Origin of the sequence: Salipaludibacillus sp. CF4.18 (assembly GCF_051262595.1) — a bacterium.
GTDB lineage: Bacteria > Bacillota > Bacilli > Bacillales > Salisediminibacteriaceae > Salipaludibacillus > Salipaludibacillus neizhouensis.
On record NZ_JBIMEV010000071.1, the window covers coordinates 1 to 18680 of the forward strand.

Consider the following 18680-nt stretch of genomic DNA (forward strand, 5'->3'; position numbering starts at 1 on the left):
ATTTCTCAATCGGTTTGTGTTGTGGTTGTTGTCGTTTTTAGCGACTCAACTAATATACCATGAATGTGTCTGCAAAGTCAACAACCTTTTTCAAAAACTTAATATATTGTTTTCAAATAAAGTGTATAACGTTTTGGCGACAGTTATTAATATAACACGATTCAAAACAACATTACAATACCTTTATACAAAAAACATGATGGAAAATATACCCATCTACTAATCGTTAAAGAATGTACTATATAAATAGCATCAAGGTAACTAGAAATAAACGTCCCCAAAAAACCTCACAGAAAGAATTGTGACTTGGCCAATTATCGTATAAACATTACTTAGTTACAAATCAAGCACTAATAGTTCCTTCATAATGGAAGGCGATGAGTTCCATATTGAACTTATAATATATAGAAGAGTTTATTTAATAGGAACAGAATTATTACGATAATAACAAGACCTGACACATTCTGTTAACTGTCTGAGGTATCCCTATAGAAAGAACGCTCTAAGAATTACGTAGTCAATCATCAGAGAAGTATCTTGCCTATTTATGCAGTCATATGTTATTTCGACTCTCACACCCTACTCTTTATTGATAGAAGACTCCTACATCTTCCCACATCAAGAAAACTTGTTAGAAAACAATGATCCTTACTATACCTAAGGCTTTATCTATTTTCTCAGCAAATTCTTGTTAGCACGAAAGAAGAATTACCATTCAACTTGCATGGACATTCGCGGCCATGCTCTAGCTACCGCCTTTTGGTTGTTCTTCCACAGGATTCCCACGGATTCTTCCAAACAACCATGATAACTAAATTGAAAAAGCTTAGGTCTCGACGAAGTCTCGCCTCAGGACAGTGCTGGCAGAGGAAGAAATATGTTTTTTCAGGCGGGAGGCGCTCAAGCATCGCCCGTGGAAAGTGTTTTCCTTGAGCAAATTCAAGTGCCTCCATGTACTATTAAACAACAATCTTTTAAAAACAGCTTAGGTCTAAACTAAATTTCTGGCTTCACTATGTTGTACTGCTTCCAATAACAAATCTGCTAAGTGGACAGCTTTTACTTCTGAGTCTAACCCTTCACGACTAATCCCCAATTTCATTTGTAATAAACAACCAGGGTTAGCTGTTACAATAATATGGGCATTCGTAGCCTTTACTTTATTCATTTTGTAATCAAGAATCTGCATCGACATTTTTTGTTCTGTAATATTATAAATTCCGGCAGAGCCACAACACTGATCTGACTCTTCCATCTCTTGAAACTGTGAACCATAAATAGCTTTTAATAATTTTCTTGGAGCACTAGATGTTTTCATTACGTTTCGCAAGTGACACGAATCTTGATACGTAATATGCGAGTCTAATGACATTGGTTTTTCGTCAAAGCCTTGCTCCACCAATATTTCTGAGAAGTCCTTTACCTTCCTTGCAAATGCCTTTGCTCTCTGATGCCATTCTTCTTCATCCCTCAACAGATAATCGTATTCAATTAACAGGGCTCCGCATCCTCCTGCATTCAACACAATATCATCGACGTCTAACGCTTCAAAAGCTTCAATATTAATCTTTGCAAGTTGCTTAGCCATATCCTTCTCACCACTATGTGCGTGTAAAGCTCCACAACATCCTTGTTGCTCGGGAATAATTACGTCACATCCAGCCTTTTGTAAAAGAACTAACGTCGCGTTATTCGTTTCCATAAACATCGTATCCATCAAACAGCCTGCAAAAAAAGCAACTTTCCGAACGGAGGTACCTTCAGCCTGAAGGTAGGTTGGCCGATTGTTCATCTCTTTCTTATGAGGCACTTTCGGTATGATTTTTTCCATTTGTGCTAAGTTCCCAGGTAGAATATTCATAACACTGCTTTTTTGTAAAAGAGTTTGCATACCGCTTTTTTGATAAAATGAAAGGAAATAATGTAACTGTTTAATCCGTTGTTTCTTAGGAAAAAACTCCTTAAACACAAGATGTCTTAACACTCGAACAGGCAATTTATGTTTTTTTTCTTGTTGAATGACATCTCGAGCCTCTTCCAATAAGTGACCATATTTCACACCTGATGGACAAACTGGTTCACAGGCTCGACACCCCAAACAGAGGTTCAATTGCTCTTCCACAGATTCATCTGGCTCGATGACTCCATCAACAACCCCTTTCATAAGTGCAATTCTTCCTCTAGGGGAAGCAGCCTCATATTGGTTAGTCTGTCCGTATGTTGGACACGAAGGTAAACAAAATCCACAACGCATACAATTCAAAAGTTCATCATAGTCTAACCGTTTTTTAAAACCTTCCTGAATCTCTTCTTTAACCCGCTGCTTCATGAATGGACCACCACTCTTTTTCGTGTATCCTTAGCAAAAACTTTTCCGGGATTCATGATGCCTTTAGGATCAAATGCACTTTTAACCGCTTTCATTGCATTAACGCCTTCTTCTCCCATTTTCCAAGCAAGATAAGGTGACTTCATTTCGCCAACACCATGTTCCCCCGTAATTGTTCCTCCAAGTTCAATAGCCTTCGCGAATATTTCTTCAAAAGCTTGCTCGACACGGTGCATCTCCTCTTGATCACGTGCATCCGTCAAACATGTAGGATGTAGATTTCCATCTCCTGCATGACCAAACGTACATATTGTCACATCGTACTTTTTTGCAATTTCATTAATTGCTTGGACCATTTTTCTTATCTCAGAACGGGGAACCGTAGCATCTTCTAGTATCGTTGTGGGTTTTAAACGAGCAAGCGCTGACAAAGCTGATCTTCTTGCCGTGCTTAGAGCTAATGCTTCTTCATTTGAAGTTGCTATTTTTACGGAAATAGCGTTTCCTTCCTCACAAATTTCGGAAATACGTTGGATATCCTTGTTTACAGTTTCCAATGGACCATCCTGTTCAATTAATAAAACTGCATTTGCATGAGTAGGTAATCCAACCTTTGCAAAATCCTCAACAACCTCACATGTCTTCTTGTCCAGAAACTCGAGTGTTGCAGGAATAATCTTATTGGCTATAATTTTAGAAACCGTTTTTGCCGCTTCATCCATATTTGAAAAGAGCGCTAACATTGTTTTCTTTGTTTCCGGGATTGGTATTAGCTTAAAAATTGCTTCTGTGACAATTCCCAAGGTGCCTTCTGAACCAACGAACAAACTAGTTAAGTCATAGCCTGCTACATCCTTGGCAAGCTTCCCTCCAGTTTTAATAATATCTCCATTCGGCAATACAATTTCAAGTCCTAACACATAGTCTTTTGTTACACCGTATTTTAAACCTCTTAACCCTCCTGAACACTCACTGATATTCCCCCCAAGTGTCGAGATCTTCATGGAGCTTGGATCAGGTGGATAAAAGAGCCCTTTTGCTTCTACTGCGTTAATCATTTGCAGGGTAATGACTCCTGGTTGAACGGTGACCGTTAAATTCTCTTCATCAATTTCAATAATTTTGTTCATTCTGTTAAAAGTTAGCACAATCCCTGCATGCGTCGGACAAGTTCCAGCACATAAATTTGTTCCTGATCCCCTTGGTACTATCGGGACCTCATACTGATTACAGATTTTTATTATCTTTTGCACTTCCTCTGAACTTCCAGGCATAATCACAGCATCCGGCAAAGATTGAAAATTGGGTGTGGCATCATAGGAGTATACAAGTCTTGCTTCATTAGAATCTAAGAAGTTTTCTTTTCCGATGACTTCTATTAGCTTTTTTTTGACACGTTTTTCAATCAAATAACTCGCCTCCATCCTTTGCTACCTTCATTATAAGAAGAGTGAAAGGAAAGTTCTATGTGTAATCACACAAAGTTAAGCGCTTTATTCATGGTTTTTTGTGTGTTTATTACCTTCTTGGAAAAACCACGCAACGTAAAATAGTGTAATTCCTTCTGTACTTTTAGGATCAATCCCTGATAGTTCTCTAATTTGTTTCAGACGATAACGCAATGTATTAATATGAATATGTAAATCATCGGCTGCTTTTTTTTGTGATAGATTATGATGATAGTAATGATCTAGCGTTAACATTAATTCCGGATCATGTTTAATAGAGTCAAAAACTTTATTCGAAAACTCTATTTTTAGACGTTCCTTTACATCTTCTAAAATAATTTCCAATAACAATGAATCATAGTAAATGACACGATTACCTTTTATCGCTGCTTTTAATGCCTTTTCTGCTTCTTGATAAGCTGGGTAAATTGCTTTGTTGACTCGCTTTTTTCCAATACCAATGGCTAGATCCACTTCATAGTGTTTTGTAAAATATTGTTGCCATCTCTTTATCTCAAAATCTAGTTTCGATAGTGAACCCTCTATACTCTTTAAGAGGATAAAACGCCCATAGCCCCACCTAATAAATAAATCCTCTTTCTCTCTAGGAAACTGAGTCTCAAACCAAGAGCTCATATTAGCTTGAATTTGCGGTAATTCATTTTCTCTTTGCTTCATATCCACTTGAAACAGTAGGCAAATATACTGTGAGTTCAATGAAACTCCAAGTATTTGTCCTCTACTGATGAATTCTTCATCAATATCATGATTGTAGAGCCATTCATAAAAAAATGATTCTAATCCTCTCGTCTCCCAATCTTTTTTTTCCATATAGTTTGCTTCTCTAATAATTAACTCGGTCATCCTGCGAATAAGTTCAGCAAAAGGTTCAACATCCTCCGGTATACCTGTTATTCCGATGACACCAATGACTTCATTATCATACATAATCGGCAATGTAATCCCTGGCCGAACTCCCTTGAGTGTCGTTGCCATACTTTTTGTAATATAGAGTTTCATTTTTGTTTGCATAACAATCAATGCACCTTCATGAAATGAACCGACTCTAATAGAATCTGTCGAAGCAATGATTTCCCCACTTTGATCGACAACGATAATGTTTTCTTTCAAAACCAATTTTGCTTCATTTATTATTTTCTTAGCCAGCTCAGGGATTAGTTTCAATGAACTCACCACTTCCTAAGGGTTATAAGACATGTACCTCTAAAAATAAGAATTAAAAAAGCTTAGCCAACTTAGCTAAGCTTTCTTAGTATCTATAATACTATACATTCGCCTCTTCTTTTACTTCTAGTTGTTTAAAAAATTCTCTCATGAATTCAGGTAAGTTTGGCCATGCGTGCCCCGTGACTAGATTTCCGTCTACATGTAATTGGTCTTCAATATAAACTGCTCCAGCTGCTTCTACTTCGGGGCGACAAGCATTATAGGCAGTCATTTCTCTGCCTTGAATATGCTCCCTTACTGTTGTTAAAATGAGCTGTCCATGGCAGATTACTCCCATTGGCTTGTTTTCTTTTAAGAAATGTGCCGCTATTTCCTGAACTTTTGGGTTCATACGGATATACTCTGGTGCACGACCGCCAGGCAGGATCAGGGAATCGAAATCTGCGGGATTAATATCATCAACAGAAGCGTGTGAGTCTATTTTATAGCCTTTCATCTCGGTGAAGGTTTCCATTTCCGGTAAGAAGTCATGGCATACCGTTTGCAATTTTTTCATTGTTGGTGATGCGATTGTACAAGGGATATTTTCCTCTAAACAACGATAATAAGGGTAAAATATTTCCAGACAGTCTACAGCGTCGCCAGTTACGATAAGAACATTTTTACTCATAATTTTTCACCATTCCTTTTTTTATAGTTATTTGGTATTGATATCGATCCCTTCAAAAATGAGAATGTTTATTTTCTAATGGTTGATGCTTCTTCTAGAGTATTACTTGATGGCAAATCATACCTTGCCTCTAGCAACCCTCTACAGTAGTGACCGTTAAACTCCATGCTGAGTCTAGTACTCTTTGCACCACGAAGGTAGTCGGGAAATCTTTCTACTGATAGAGCTTCCCCTTCTGGAGTTGTAATGGCAAGGTTACTTACATGTTGCAACAATACTTTTTTTTCCAAGTATCTTTTTCTAATTTCTTGGTCTTCTTCCGAAAGAGAAAGATCACGTAATTGTTGGACAGAAAGAGAAATTATTTGTTCATGAGACATCTTTAGTTTGATAAGGGATTTCATGAGTTTTTCTTGTCGTGCATAGAAAGCTTTAATGAGAAATGTATTACGCAATTCATCAAGTTCACCATCAGATAAACTAAATTCATTTAATGACTTACTAAACTGTTTCCCCTTAGTAACGCCCTGATTGATTTCATCTGATGTGCAGTGATCAATTAAATTGACCTTTACTTCATTTACCCATTCTAGTTCAGACACATATTTATGAATGTCCTCTGCCATAATGTAAGCAAAATTAGGTGAACACCAATACGTTGGTAATCTGAAGACAACTTCGACGACGTCATTTTTTATTTCCGTATTATTAATAAATCCTAATTCTGTTAGCGGCTGATCTAATTCTGGATCAAACACTTTATCAAGCTTTTCAAAAACTTCCTTCTCTTTACTCATATGACACCCCTCCCCACTTCATTTCACCAAAATTTCATTCATTAGACTTTTTCTCTTTGTCTATCCATTCTTTTCGTTAATGGACAGTTGGCTAGAATTATTTTTTGTTCTGGAATATTAATGTTATAAAGACTTGCGGCATTTTCGGCTAGAATTTTCTTCTTCACATTCATATCAAACGTCACTCCTGTTTCTTGTTGGATATCTTCCGGCAGCTCCATAGCTATAAATTTCTCAACAAGCCAACTTGGCTCCCAGATGGCATAATCGCTACTGAAAAGAATGCGATCTTCGTCCAACCAGTACAACAACTCACTGATGATCTCCGCAAAATAACGTGGTCGTGAATGAATAAAAGGCATCGCAACAGCTAATCCTGCATAAACATTTTTTTCTTGCGTTGCAATCCAACAGAAATCCTCAAGTCTCGGTAGACCTACATGTTCCACAATGAAGTTCAAGTTAGGGAAGCAACTCGCAGCATCATCAATATCAGCCACATCAAAGGCATCCCTATTCAAAGGTGTTATGGTGGGCCCTTTATGGACGTGAATATTTTTTATTCCAAGCTCCTCACATTTCTCAAGGTATTTTTTTGCCCAAAGATCAGACAGTTTATAGCCTTTAGAATCGCCGTACCAGTCTGCCGTATAGAGTTTTATACCTTGCCAATTATATTTTTCATGATCTTTTTCTAACTGTTTTAACCCATTCGTCCCGTGACGGGGATCCAACGTTCCATTACAGATAAAACGATTTGGATATTTTTTCGATAACGCCTCATTGGCATCAAAATTGCTAAACCCATTTTTATAAAATTCTTTTAAATAAACAGGCTGAAAGATCGCCATATCAGAATATCCTTTTATAAGCACATCATTTACTAATTTGTCGGGACTGTATTTATAAAATTCTTTCTTCGGCCACACATATTGTTCCGGGCTCAGGTTTCTGTGATAATCATAGAAACAACTAATAAACTCTTCCCCATGTTTGTTGAGCTGATTTTCTTTACTTCCATCCCAAAGAGCAATATGGGCATCAATAACAAAAATTTCTTCCCCGTTAGCAGTTTTATACATATCCATTCCCCCTCGATTAAATTAACACCAACAAAGTGAACCTCCAAAATGACGGCGCTTTCTAAAATATCGAATCTTTTTAAAAAACCACAGATTTTTCTATGTTTCTAGTAATAAAGTTCGAAACACCAAAGCCTATTCATGTTTTTAAAGCTTTTTCCTTATCCTTCTTATACGATTCTAATCCTTCTTTTCCAAAGAAAAACATCGTCATAAGTTCGTCTTTATTTTTCCATTTCTCAAAATCGGAAGGTAACCATTCAACCAGATTTGTTAAGGCATACTCTTGCAGCATTTTAGAAATCACAATTAATTCATGGGGTTTTAACTTATGTTCATCCTGGCACACTGCAATAAATTCAGAGAATATATCGAGAATCTTTTTCTGATCAGTGTCATTCCAAGTTACTACAACAGAACTCAATTCAGTGATAAGATTAGAAGCCTTATCACGTTTTTCAGGTGATAATTTGTCCCATGAGTCCATTTCCATCATAAACACTCCCTTCATTGTGTTAAGATTTCTGAAAATTCACCTTTACTGGTTCCACCACAACTTCCAATCCATGCTTTACCAGTCTAATAAATACAATGCAACTTTCATGCCATGTTTTGCAAAATTGAATCTAGCTTTAAAAAAAGTCAAGCACGCCAGCACGAATGCATTGTCCGCTTAGAGCGATTTGATCGCCCTGTTTATTCCTCCATCTTTATATACTTAGAAATTTTTAAATAAAGCTGAATAAAGCATCTAAGAAAAACAGTTTTCAAAATTATGTTTCAAAACCACCTAGAAGTGTCGCAAAAAACAAAGAAAAAGTAGTAAAATGCAACACTAGTAGAAATTTGCAAAACACCAATTTAATAAGGAATTACAAGTATTGTGTCGTATTCTGAAAATTATGAATAAAGGATGAAAAACTAATAAACTTGTATAATTATATAGTATAATAAACGTGAAAATAGGTTGGTGCGGAAAAGGTCGTTGTCTATTCAAAGTCCAGAGTCATTCTCACAATTTTTGAAAACGCTAACAAAACGATCAAATTCTCTGTAAAAGGATGGTTAGAATATGGATAGTCCATTAATCCCTTTTGACATTTTTACGTCACCGAAAAATGCAAGAGTGAGAATTGAAAATGCCTGGGAAAATTTTGTGTCGGGAAAGGATTTGGATACGGATGTAAGAAACTCTACCCGTCAATCTTGGGAACGATCTTGTAAACATGGCATACATCCTGTTCAAGGGAAAGCACCAATCATTTTAACTCCAGACAATATTAGAGAGTATCATTCTACTAGTGCTCTTAATCCTACATTAGAGGTTTTATTTTCGGTTCTAAAAGAAGTTGCGATAGATTCGGGACATTTAATTGTTTTCTGTAATAACCAAGGAGAAATCGTCTATATCGACGGCCATCCATCTCTTGTAAGTAAAGCAGAAAGAATGAATTTCGTTATCGGGTCGTCCTGGTCAGAGCGTTATATAGGAACAAATGCCATTGGTACATCTCTTGCGACGGGCAAGCCTCTACAAATATTTGCCTCTGAACACTTTTGTCAACCAGTTCACGATTGGGTTTGTTCTGCTTCTCCTGTTAGAGATCCAGCAACGAACAACATTATCGGCATTATTGACTTGACCGGTCCGTGGAATATGATCCATCCACATTCTCTGTCTTCTGTCGTTTCCATTGCGTATTATATTGAAGAAAAGCTCTCTAATCAACTTGAAAAGCAACGAGCCAAGTTAGTTGAGCATTTCAAAGAAAGCAGTAATAAAGAACCAAACAAAATAGTTGCTGTTCTTGACCGTGGTGGACGAGTCCTGATGGCTCATCGAGAATTTTATGAAAAGAATTTGATCGACAAGAATCAACGACTTGTTGATTTAGATCATTTATCCATACCTTTAACTAGCACAATGAGGTGGGAATCCAATAAAGACACATCACGCCCTGCTAAACTAACATTTGAATTAACTCCTTTTAAACATTTAGGTATTCCAATTGGAGCAGAGGTACATTTGATTACACCAATAAATATCGCTAAAAGGAAAGAAAATTCCAGTAAATACACGTTTTCAAATATGATAGGGCAATCGAAGGAACTTCAGTCTGTGATTGAAGAAGCATCTACAATGGCGAAATTAGAGATGCCAGTATTAATTGAAGGAGAAAGCGGCACCGGCAAGGAGTTGTTCGCACAATCCATTCATTCCTTAAGCAACCGTTCTTCCGGACCTTTTATTGCTGTAAATTGCGGTGCGATACAAAAAGAACTTGCAGCGAGTGAACTGTTTGGATATGAAGAAGGAACTTTCACTGGCGCCATTAAAGGGGGAAGATCCGGAAAGTTCCAACAGGCAGAAGGCGGCACCATATTTCTCGATGAAATTGGAGAAATGCCCTTGGATTTACAAACAAATTTGTTACGGATCCTTGAAGAAGGTGAAGTAGTTCGACTTGGGGGAAAACGACCTATTAAATTAAACGTTCGTGTCATCGCAGCTTCTAATTGTGATTTGAGGAAATTATCTAGTGAGGGGAAGTTTCGAGCGGATCTTTACTATCGTCTAAATGTACTTTCACTCAGTGTTCCACCTTTACGAAACAGAACCGGAGACATTCCACTGATTCTAAACTACTTTCTCAGAATGGTTTGTATAGATGTTAAGCGGTCAGAAATTTTGATAGATAACGAAGCTTTACAAGTTTTAAATCGTTATAAGTGGCCAGGAAATGTGCGGGAGATTCGTAATTTCACGTATAAAATGGCCGTCAAAAAACAAGACAACCTAATAACAATAGCTGATTTGCCGAGTGAAGTGCTTGGTATAGAAGCCCCAAAATATCCTCCAGTTACTTTAACAGGTGATAATACGGAGTTCCGAAACTCGGGACATTCAGGAATATATCCAACAGAATCCAATGCTGGTTACGACAAATCATCTCTAAAAGATCAAGAATTACAAATTATTTATAAAGTACTTGATGAGTTAAATGGCAATGTTAAAGAAACCGCAAAAAGACTCGGTATTCACCGAAGTACGATTTATAGAAAAATAGGGAAACTATAGTTTGATGGGAATGCCGAAGATAATTCTATATAACACTTGGATCTCACAAGAAGTTTTTATCACTTCTGTGGGATTTTTGCATAAAAAGAGTAGTACAGGGTATAGAAACGTCGCCTAATCACAATAATATAAAAAAGGTTGTTTTCGTAACATTTATAGATTTTGGAGAAAAAACGTCCTCCTAGATTGAATTCATAGGACATCTATTTCCTGTTAAATGTAACAATCCCAAAGTGTGATAAATAACCATCAAAACTCTGACTATCATCTTACTATTCTGCTACTATCGTATCATTAGAATAGCTACCCATTTAGGTAACAGTTACTGAAGTACTGTAGATAAAAATACTAATAACCAACTTTATTCTCCGTTTGTTTGAACATGCTCGATTATGAAATGACGTTAAGGGTGATTTGAATGAATTTTAAGATTGGTGATAAGGTAATGGTTTGGAGTACAGCTACCGCATATTTTCAGAGAAAGGGTGTCGTTCAATCCATCGATATATACGGTCAAATTAATGTAAAGATAGACGGATCGGAAGGGGATTTTATAAAAGTGAAACGAGATGAGCTAAGGTTTTTAGAAAACTATCAAGTTAAAAAACACAGCCAAAAATCAACTAGTAATAAGGTGGATTCTGACATTTATTTAAGAGGATATCTTAATCAATTAATAAATCTATCACTTGATACACGAGATGAGGATTGGTTCTATAAACTTTTAAAGAAACTGGAAGACATAAATTAGCCGCCAATAACCAAGGAAATAATTTAAGTGTGCGTTAGACCACTAGAAGCACCTACGGAATTCAAAGGTGATCCCCAGACTGATCTTTAATAATCTGATTCGTACTCTCTTGTTTTTGGATAAAGAGGCAAAAGGCAACGTTTCCAGCGGGATAATTAAAAAACCGTTTTCTTGCGATTAGTAACCCGCTGGAGCAGCTGAAATGTTGTCCGGAGAAAGCATACTCATAGAGAGAATTCAATTCTCATTAGTTTTCTATATGAAGGTAATAATCTTGCAAAGAGACGCTTCCTCTGCTTCTTTTATTCTAATAATTCCGCACCTGCTCCTCGAGAGGGTCCTTCTGTTGGATCCAGTTGAGCTACTTCTTTTTCTGTTATTAATGAATCCGTCGTGATAATAAGGGCAGCAATAGATGCTGCATTTTCTAAAGCGGTAGCAGTCACCTTTACAGGATCAATTATTCCAGCTTCTATCAAATCAACGTACTCCCCACTCAAGGCATTTAAGCCATGATTATCCGGTTGATTTTTAACCGTGTTTACTACTGCATCTCCATCCAAACCACAGTTATTTGCAATCGTTCTAAGTGGAGACGATAATGAATTTAATACTACTTGGGCTCCTAAGTAAACGTCTCCTTGAAAATCCATCACCTTTTTTTCAACCTTATTTAAGATTTGCAGTAAACCTGTTCCGCCTCCTGCAATAACTCCTTCTTCAATAGCGGCAAGCGTCGCATTTAACGCATCCTCAATTCGCCATAATTTCTCATTCCGTTCAACAGATGTAACACCACCAGCCAAAATGACTGCTACTCCTCCTGAAAACCTTGATAATCGTTCTTGAAGTTTTTCTTTTTCCCATTCCTGTGCCGTGTCATCAATGTGCCTTCGAATTTGATCCTTTCTCCCATTTATTTTACTACTTTCACCAGCCCCTTTTATAATAGCCGTTTGATCTTTGTCAACTATCACTTGGACTGCTTGCCCTAGATCTTCTATTGTAACCGCCTCCATATTACGCCCCATAGAATCTGATATGACACGGCCCCCAGTCATAACAGCAATGTCTTCAAGCATTAGGTTTCTATTATATCCAAATTCCGGCGCTCTGACGGCTACAGTCTGGAATGTCCCTCTTTGTTGATTTACCATTAAAGTACCAATTACTTCATTCCCAACGTCCTCTGCAATAATGAGAAGTGGACGACCTGATCCCTTAATTTTTTCCATCAACGGTACAATCTGATTCGATGACATGATCTTTTGATCTGTTATTAAAATATAAGCATCTTCAAGAGTTGTTTCCATTTTCTCGTAATTGGTAACCATATTATGTGTAATATATCCTCGATCAAAACGCATTCCTTCGACTATTTCTAATGCAGTAATAGGAAGTTTAGATTCCTCGACAGTAATAAGACCATCAGTCCCAACTTTCTTCATAGCTTCTGCAATCATTTCGCCTATTTCCTTGTCTCTACAGGAAATCGATGCAACCTCAGCGATGAAATCATGTTTATCTATTGACACGGATGATTCTCTAAGTGAATCAATGACTAATTTTATCGTCATTTCGATTCCTACTTTAAGAAAAACTGGATTAGCTCCATCTCTCACGTAACTAAGACCTTGTTTGACCATACTTTGTGCAAGTACGATGGCAGTTGTAGTTCCGTCCCCTGCGTTATCATTTGTATTACTTGCTACTTCTTTGACCAGCATGGCTCCCATATTTTCAAATGGATCATCCAGTTCTATTTCTTTTGCGATAAAAACCCCATCATTTGATACCATAGGCGTACTAAAAGGTCTATCAATAATGACATTTCTTCCTTTTGGTCCTAGCGTAGACTTCACGATTGCAGCTAATTTATCGATCCCGCTTTCCAGTGAAACTCGAGCATTTTCATTCAGTTTAATTAACTTAGGCACTTATTTTTCCCCCTTTAATTATCTTCAACAACTGCCAAAACATCCTCTTCATTTATAATAATAAAGGCCTCATTTGCTAATTTAACGGAGACACCAGTATTTTCTAAGAAAATAATCACGTCCTTCTCCTGCAATAAACTGCTGTCATGTTCTCCAATTCCAACTACCTTTCCACGTTTAATTTCCCCCTTAACTGTATCTGGAATGATGATCCCATTTTGAAGTGTAGCGTTTGTTTCATCTAGTAAGCTAATTACTGCTCTATTTCCTAGTGGTCTTATATTCATACAATCACCTCCTCATTTAGTATTAGGTTACTCTTACTATTACTTGCAAGTAGTGTGCCAAAACTATAAATCTCTGGAAAATACGTTTAAATTCGTTAGCGCACATTAAATTTCTATGGAAGTAGCTCATAAATTTCTACGCCAGAAAATAACCAAGTTGCATTCACTACAGGCAGACGATTTTCCGTGGCCCCTGCACCTGTATCAGCATTCTTCAGAATCTGTCCAGATCTTGCTTCTTTATCAAAATAACGAACTTCACGATAACAGCCACACTAAAACTTCCGCAGCGATTCTTCTAATCCTGAAATGTATATTGCGACATTGTCGCGCAGAGCAACACGCGAAACGTTATGCGACAAGATTACTCTCATTCATAACCAGTGAAAAGACTTCAAGAAGGAAAAGTTTAAATATATATCCCTAAGGTAATCATGATTTTTAAGAATTTCATTCAAGTTGGCATTATACTTGCATTAATCTTTCAGTAGTGAGTGAAAACGCTTACTAAATAGATCTGTAAGGAGGAAGTTAAATGGTAACGATTTCGAAGATCAACTCCCAGCCCAATATGAGAAATGCGGAAGCTCATAAACGGGTCAAAGACTTAGCTTGGTTGCCTAGTTATGCAAAAGAGGCAATAAAGTATCCAACAGATTACAAGTTTTCAAAGGCACCAAAAGACACGATGAAACAAGTGTTACATTCTTACTTTACGATGGAGGAGGAGAAAGACAACCGCGTATATGGCGCAATGGATGCTGCACTCCGCGGAAATATGTTCAAAGATGCCCAGCCGCGGTGGATAGAATGGATGAAACTATTTTTGGCGATTATCCCGTTTCCAGAAATTTCCGCGGCGCGTTCTATGGCTTTGTTAAGCAATGTTGTTCCGAATGATGAGTTGAAAAACGGTTATACCATGCAGATGATCGATGAATTCCGTCATTCCACTATTCAAATGAATTTGAAAAAGTGGTATATGGAGAACTATATCGATCCAGCTGGTTTTGATATAACCCAAAAAGCTTTTGGAAGATGTTATGCAACAACGATCGGCCGTCAGTTTGGTGAAGGTTTTATCACTGGCGATGCGATCACTGCCGCAAACATCTATTTACAAATTATTGCTGAAACTGCATTCACTAACACTCTTTTCGTAGCTATGCCATCGGAAGCTGCTGCAAATGGAGACTATGTTCTTCCGTCCGTTTTCTTATCTGTTCAATCTGACGAATCCCGTCACATTAATAATGGTTATGGAACGTTAATGATGGTATTGGGTGATCCCGATAACCATGATTTGCTCGAACGTGATATCCGCTATGCGTTTTGGCAAAATCATGCCATTGTAGATGCAGCCATCGGTACAATCATTGAATATGGAACAAAGGATCGTAATAAAAAGAAAGAATCTTACTCTGAATTATGGAACAAATGGGTTTATGAAGACTACTACCGAAGTTATCTCGTTCCGCTCGAGAAGTACGGCTTGAAAATTCACCATGATGACGTCGAAGCTGCTTGGGAACGAATGACTAAAAATAACTATGTTCACAAGGTTGCTCAGTTTTTTGCAACGGGTTGGCCGGTTAACTTTTGGAGAATTGATCCACTTGATGAAAGAGATTACGAATGGTTCGAAAACAAATATCCAGGTTGGTATAACGAGTTTGGAGCATGGTGGGATCATTATCGTGAATTATCCAAGCCAGGAACACCTATCGCTTTTGCTGATACGGGATATGTTTATCCTCACCGATGCTGGAGCTGCTTAGTACCATGTGTCATTAGAGAAGATTTAGTCGTTGAAGAAGTAAACGGTGAACTACACACTTATTGTTCTGAACAATGCTGTTGGACACACAAAGTAGCTTTTTCTGATAAATACAAAGGCCGACCAACCCCTGCAATGGGTCGTTTTAGTGGAAAAAGACAGTGGGAAGAACTTTATCATGGATGGGATTTAGCTGATATAGTCAAAGATCTGGAGTTTGTCCGTGATGATGGTAAAACATTAATCCCACAACCTCACTTACACTTTGAAGATTCAAAAATGTGGACGCTCGACGATGTGAAAGGTTATGAACTACGAAGTCCATTACTCGATTTAAGAGCAATGAATAAGCAAGACCGTGAAAAATCGATCGCAGATTATCGTGCTGGATTTACTATCAAGTAATCGTTAAATCTAAAAAATAAAGAAAGAATACTGCTATCCAAGTAATGCTCTCAATTACCTGGATAGTAGCATTCAATATTTTAAAAGGGAGAGAACTCCATATGACTTACAAGGTTTCTTTAGAACCAGTAGGGTTAGAAATGGAGGTTGAAGAGGGAGAAACAGTCCTAGAAGCTGCCTTCAGACAAGGTGTCGCTCTCATGCATGGATGCAAGGAGGGACAGTGTTCTACTTGTAAATCAATTTTGCTAGAAGGCGATGCAGATATGGGTCGTTATTCCACTTTTGCATTACCTGATCACGAAGCCGAGGAAGGCTATGTCCTTCTATGTAAAACACTTGCTTATAGCGATTTGAAAGTTGAGTTAATTCAATACGACGAAGAAGCATTGAAAGTTTCTATTCCAATTAAAACATATCAAACGTCTATCGAAAAAATTGAAAGCCTTACTCATGACATTCGAAAATTGACAATTGCATTGAATGAGCCAGCCGGTATTACCTTTCATGCAGGACAGTTTGTCGATATTTATGTTCCAGGACAAAACTTTTACAGGTCGTATTCGATGGCAAATACTCCTCAACAACCAGATAAGCTTGAGTTTATGATAAAAACTTTTAAGGGGGGGAAATTCTCAACACTCCTAGACCAGCAATTTAAAAATGGTGACATACTTGAAGTTAAAGGTCCCTACGGAAACTGTATACGAAAAGAGGATAATCACGGGGATATGATCCTTATCGGTGGGGGTTCCGGCATGGCTCCATTATGGGCAATTCTAAATGACATGGCTGAAAAAAATGTTAAACGTAATATAACATTTTTTTACGGTGCTCGTTCAGCGAAAGATTTATTTTACCTTGATAAATTCAAAGAAATTGAAAAACGATTAGATGGATTTCAATATATTCCTGCCCTTTCTGAAGCACAAACAGAAGATAATTGGAGCGGGGAAACAGGACTAATTACAGAAGTCATTGATCGTTACCTGAAATCTAACGATCTTGACAAAGACTTAGAGGTATTTTTATGCGGACCTGCACCAATGATTGACAGTGCAATCAAAGTGTTAAGAGACGAAGGAATAACTCCTGACCGTATTTTCTTTGACAAGTTTATACCAGCTTCCAATTGAATTCTATGAAATTTTAATGAATCTATTCAGTAAATTAGGAGGTTAGAACATGAGTGAAATCGTAAAACAATCTGCAGAGGCAGGATCAAAAAAGTTTGCCAGCAGTACTAGCAGAAGATACAACTACTACGAACCACAGGCGAGAAGAAGAACATTATATGAGGACGTAACAGTAGATGTGCAACCTGATCCGGAACGCTACCTAAAGCAAGGATGGATCGTTTCCTTTGCGGACGGCACACCAGCATACTCCGATTCATGGACAAAGATTAGGAGTTCCGATTGGCACCAATACCGCGATCCGAATAAAGAATGGGAGCGAAATCACTATGCTCGTCAATCTGCAATTATAAAGCAGGTTGGCTTAACGATTCAAAGTGCAAAAGTGGAAAAGCAATTCAATAATTTTGACAAAGCTTGGGTTAAAATTCTTGAAGACCACTTTAGTGCTGTCAAACACGCAGAATACGGCCTTGGAATGATTTTTCAATCTGCTCAACGAGATGGATTAAGCCAAATGATCAATAATTCTATTCTTATCAATGCAGCAGATAAATTACGGTATGCTCAAGAAAGTACAATTTACCTGGGTGAGATCGCTAGTGTCACTGAATTTGATGAAACATCTGGGAAAGACAATTGGATGAAAAACGAAATCTGGCAAAGCACTCGCAAAGTAGTAGAAACCTTTACTGCATCCACTGATTGGGCAGAACAAATTTTTGCCATCAACCTTGTATACGAACCACTCGTTGGCGAATTATTCAGAAGTGGCTTCTTAATGCAATATGCCGCATCTCATGGAGACTATATCACTCCTACGCTCGTTTCTACAGCAGAAGCAGATTATGAGCGCAACCTAGACTACACAGCTGAAATGTTTGATATCTTCTTCAAAGATCCAGTTCATGGTCAGAATAACATTCTAGTTGCTCACGAATGGCTCAAAAAGTATGTTCCGTTGTGTGTTACTTCTGCAAATAATCTCCAACCGATTTGGTCACAACCAAGAGTGAAAGTAACTACCTTTACAGAAGCGTACATGAGCGCAAACGAACGTTTCAACTCCATTCTGAAGCACCTTAATATAAGCTTACCGAAGGGGGTTAAATTATGATTAACAAAGAATTAGAAAAAGGATTTAATAATAAATGCGGAGTAACCCTTAGTGATAGTGTAGAAGGCCGAGTTATTGCCGAAATAATGATAGATAAAAAGGATGTTGTTGTCACAGAGTTCCCCGCTTTGATCCGGATTGACGGAATTAAATATTTAGAATTCGATATGATCGAAATTGCCGAAGAATTAGGACGAGACTTTGATCCATATGCATTCCAGGTAGAAATGTCAACTCACTACGGCCGTATGGTCATGCTTGATGATAAAATAATGCTATTTGCCGATCCAGAAGAGGCGAACCAGTATATTTTTTAATTGTGAATGGGTAAATGACATGAGTGAAGTGACGACAGGGTTAAAAAACTTTTATTCTGAGTGAGTATTTCTTTAAGCTAAACAGTTAGTTGGAGAAGTTCCTAAGGTAGGTGCTACTGGCGTAGCACCTACCTCCAAAAGAACTTTTCAAGCTCGCTTATCCTTCTCACTTATGCCCCTGTTTTCTACCTGCTACGTTTGTAGGTGCTACCGCCGTAGCACCTACCTCAAGATTACAAACACATAACCCTTTAAAACCACAAAAAAGACACTCTCCTAAGAGAATGTCTTTTTCTATTTGCCCAGCGGCGTCCTACTTTCACAGGGGGAAACCCCCAACTATCATCGGCGCTGGAGAGC

General features: G+C 37.7%; 15 protein-coding genes. 6 read left to right on the forward strand and 9 right to left on the reverse strand.

The annotated features are described in order from the left end of the window. Positions 1-991: 991 nt before the first annotated feature. The 7 genes from ACHABW_RS23275 to ACHABW_RS23305 form a co-directional block, all read right to left on the reverse strand. Positions 992-2329: a (Fe-S)-binding protein gene (locus ACHABW_RS23275; protein ID WP_435759059.1), complete on the reverse strand. Its 1338-nt coding sequence runs from the start codon at positions 2327-2329 to the stop codon at positions 992-994. Beyond that, entirely contained in the window at positions 2326-3738 is a 1413-nt protein-coding gene (gene glcD / locus ACHABW_RS23280; protein WP_435759061.1) for a glycolate oxidase subunit GlcD, read from the reverse strand. The genes ACHABW_RS23275 and glcD overlap by 4 nt, the downstream gene beginning before the upstream one ends. Before the next feature lie 84 nt (positions 3739-3822). Next, positions 3823-4962 (reverse strand): CdaR family transcriptional regulator, encoded by a 1140-nt coding sequence (locus tag ACHABW_RS23285; RefSeq protein WP_435759063.1) that lies wholly within the window; start codon positions 4960-4962, stop codon positions 3823-3825. 100 nt (positions 4963-5062) lie between these two features. Further along, positions 5063-5635: a DJ-1/PfpI family protein gene (locus ACHABW_RS23290; RefSeq protein ID WP_435759065.1), complete on the reverse strand. Its 573-nt coding sequence runs from the start codon at positions 5633-5635 to the stop codon at positions 5063-5065. Positions 5636-5703: 68 nt separating this feature from the next. Further along, entirely contained in the window at positions 5704-6432 is a 729-nt protein-coding gene (locus tag ACHABW_RS23295; RefSeq protein ID WP_435759067.1) for an iron-sulfur cluster assembly protein, read from the reverse strand. Positions 6433-6473: 41 nt separating this feature from the next. Next, the gene (locus ACHABW_RS23300) at positions 6474-7514 is read right to left on the reverse strand and encodes an amidohydrolase family protein (RefSeq protein ID WP_435759069.1); all 1041 of its coding nucleotides are present in this window, start codon (positions 7512-7514) and stop codon (positions 6474-6476) included. A 139-nt stretch (positions 7515-7653) separates the two neighbouring features. Then, a complete protein-coding gene (locus ACHABW_RS23305; protein WP_435759071.1) occupies positions 7654-8010 on the reverse strand; it encodes a hypothetical protein in 357 nt (118 codons plus the stop codon). A gap of 576 nt (positions 8011-8586) precedes the next feature. Between ACHABW_RS23305 and ACHABW_RS23310 the strand changes: the two genes are divergently transcribed. Both ACHABW_RS23310 and ACHABW_RS23315 read left to right on the forward strand, forming a co-directional pair. Beyond that, complete coding sequence (locus ACHABW_RS23310) at positions 8587-10593, forward strand: sigma-54-dependent Fis family transcriptional regulator (RefSeq protein WP_435759073.1); 2007 nt, start codon at positions 8587-8589, stop codon at positions 10591-10593. A gap of 418 nt (positions 10594-11011) precedes the next feature. Continuing rightward, on the forward strand, positions 11012-11344 hold the full coding sequence (locus ACHABW_RS23315) for an IDEAL domain-containing protein (protein ID WP_435759075.1): 333 nt from the start codon (positions 11012-11014) through the stop codon (positions 11342-11344). 302 nt (positions 11345-11646) lie between these two features. Here ACHABW_RS23315 and groL read toward each other — a convergent pair whose 3' ends face one another. Then, positions 11647-13281 (reverse strand): chaperonin GroEL, encoded by a 1635-nt coding sequence (gene groL, locus ACHABW_RS23320; protein WP_435759077.1) that lies wholly within the window; start codon positions 13279-13281, stop codon positions 11647-11649. 14 nt (positions 13282-13295) lie between these two features. After that, positions 13296-13568 (reverse strand): hypothetical protein, encoded by a 273-nt coding sequence (locus ACHABW_RS23325; RefSeq protein WP_435759079.1) that lies wholly within the window; start codon positions 13566-13568, stop codon positions 13296-13298. Between the two features lie 535 nt (positions 13569-14103). On the opposite strand from ACHABW_RS23325, the gene ACHABW_RS23330 reads away from it, so the two are divergent. The 4 genes from ACHABW_RS23330 to ACHABW_RS23345 all read left to right on the forward strand — a co-directional run bounded on the left by ACHABW_RS23330 (position 14104) and on the right by ACHABW_RS23345 (position 18320). Beyond that, on the forward strand, positions 14104-15750 hold the full coding sequence (locus ACHABW_RS23330; RefSeq protein WP_435759081.1) for an aromatic/alkene/methane monooxygenase hydroxylase/oxygenase subunit alpha: 1647 nt from the start codon (positions 14104-14106) through the stop codon (positions 15748-15750). 101 nt (positions 15751-15851) lie between these two features. Further along, positions 15852-16886, forward strand: a complete 1035-nt coding sequence (locus ACHABW_RS23335; RefSeq protein ID WP_435759083.1) for an NADH:ubiquinone reductase (Na(+)-transporting) subunit F — start codon at positions 15852-15854, stop codon at positions 16884-16886. 49 nt (positions 16887-16935) lie between these two features. After that, positions 16936-18003: a toluene hydroxylase gene (locus ACHABW_RS23340; RefSeq protein ID WP_435759085.1), complete on the forward strand. Its 1068-nt coding sequence runs from the start codon at positions 16936-16938 to the stop codon at positions 18001-18003. Then, entirely contained in the window at positions 18000-18320 is a 321-nt protein-coding gene (locus ACHABW_RS23345; protein ID WP_435759087.1) for an MmoB/DmpM family protein, read from the forward strand. The genes ACHABW_RS23340 and ACHABW_RS23345 overlap by 4 nt, the downstream gene beginning before the upstream one ends. Positions 18321-18680: the final 360 nt, after the last annotated feature.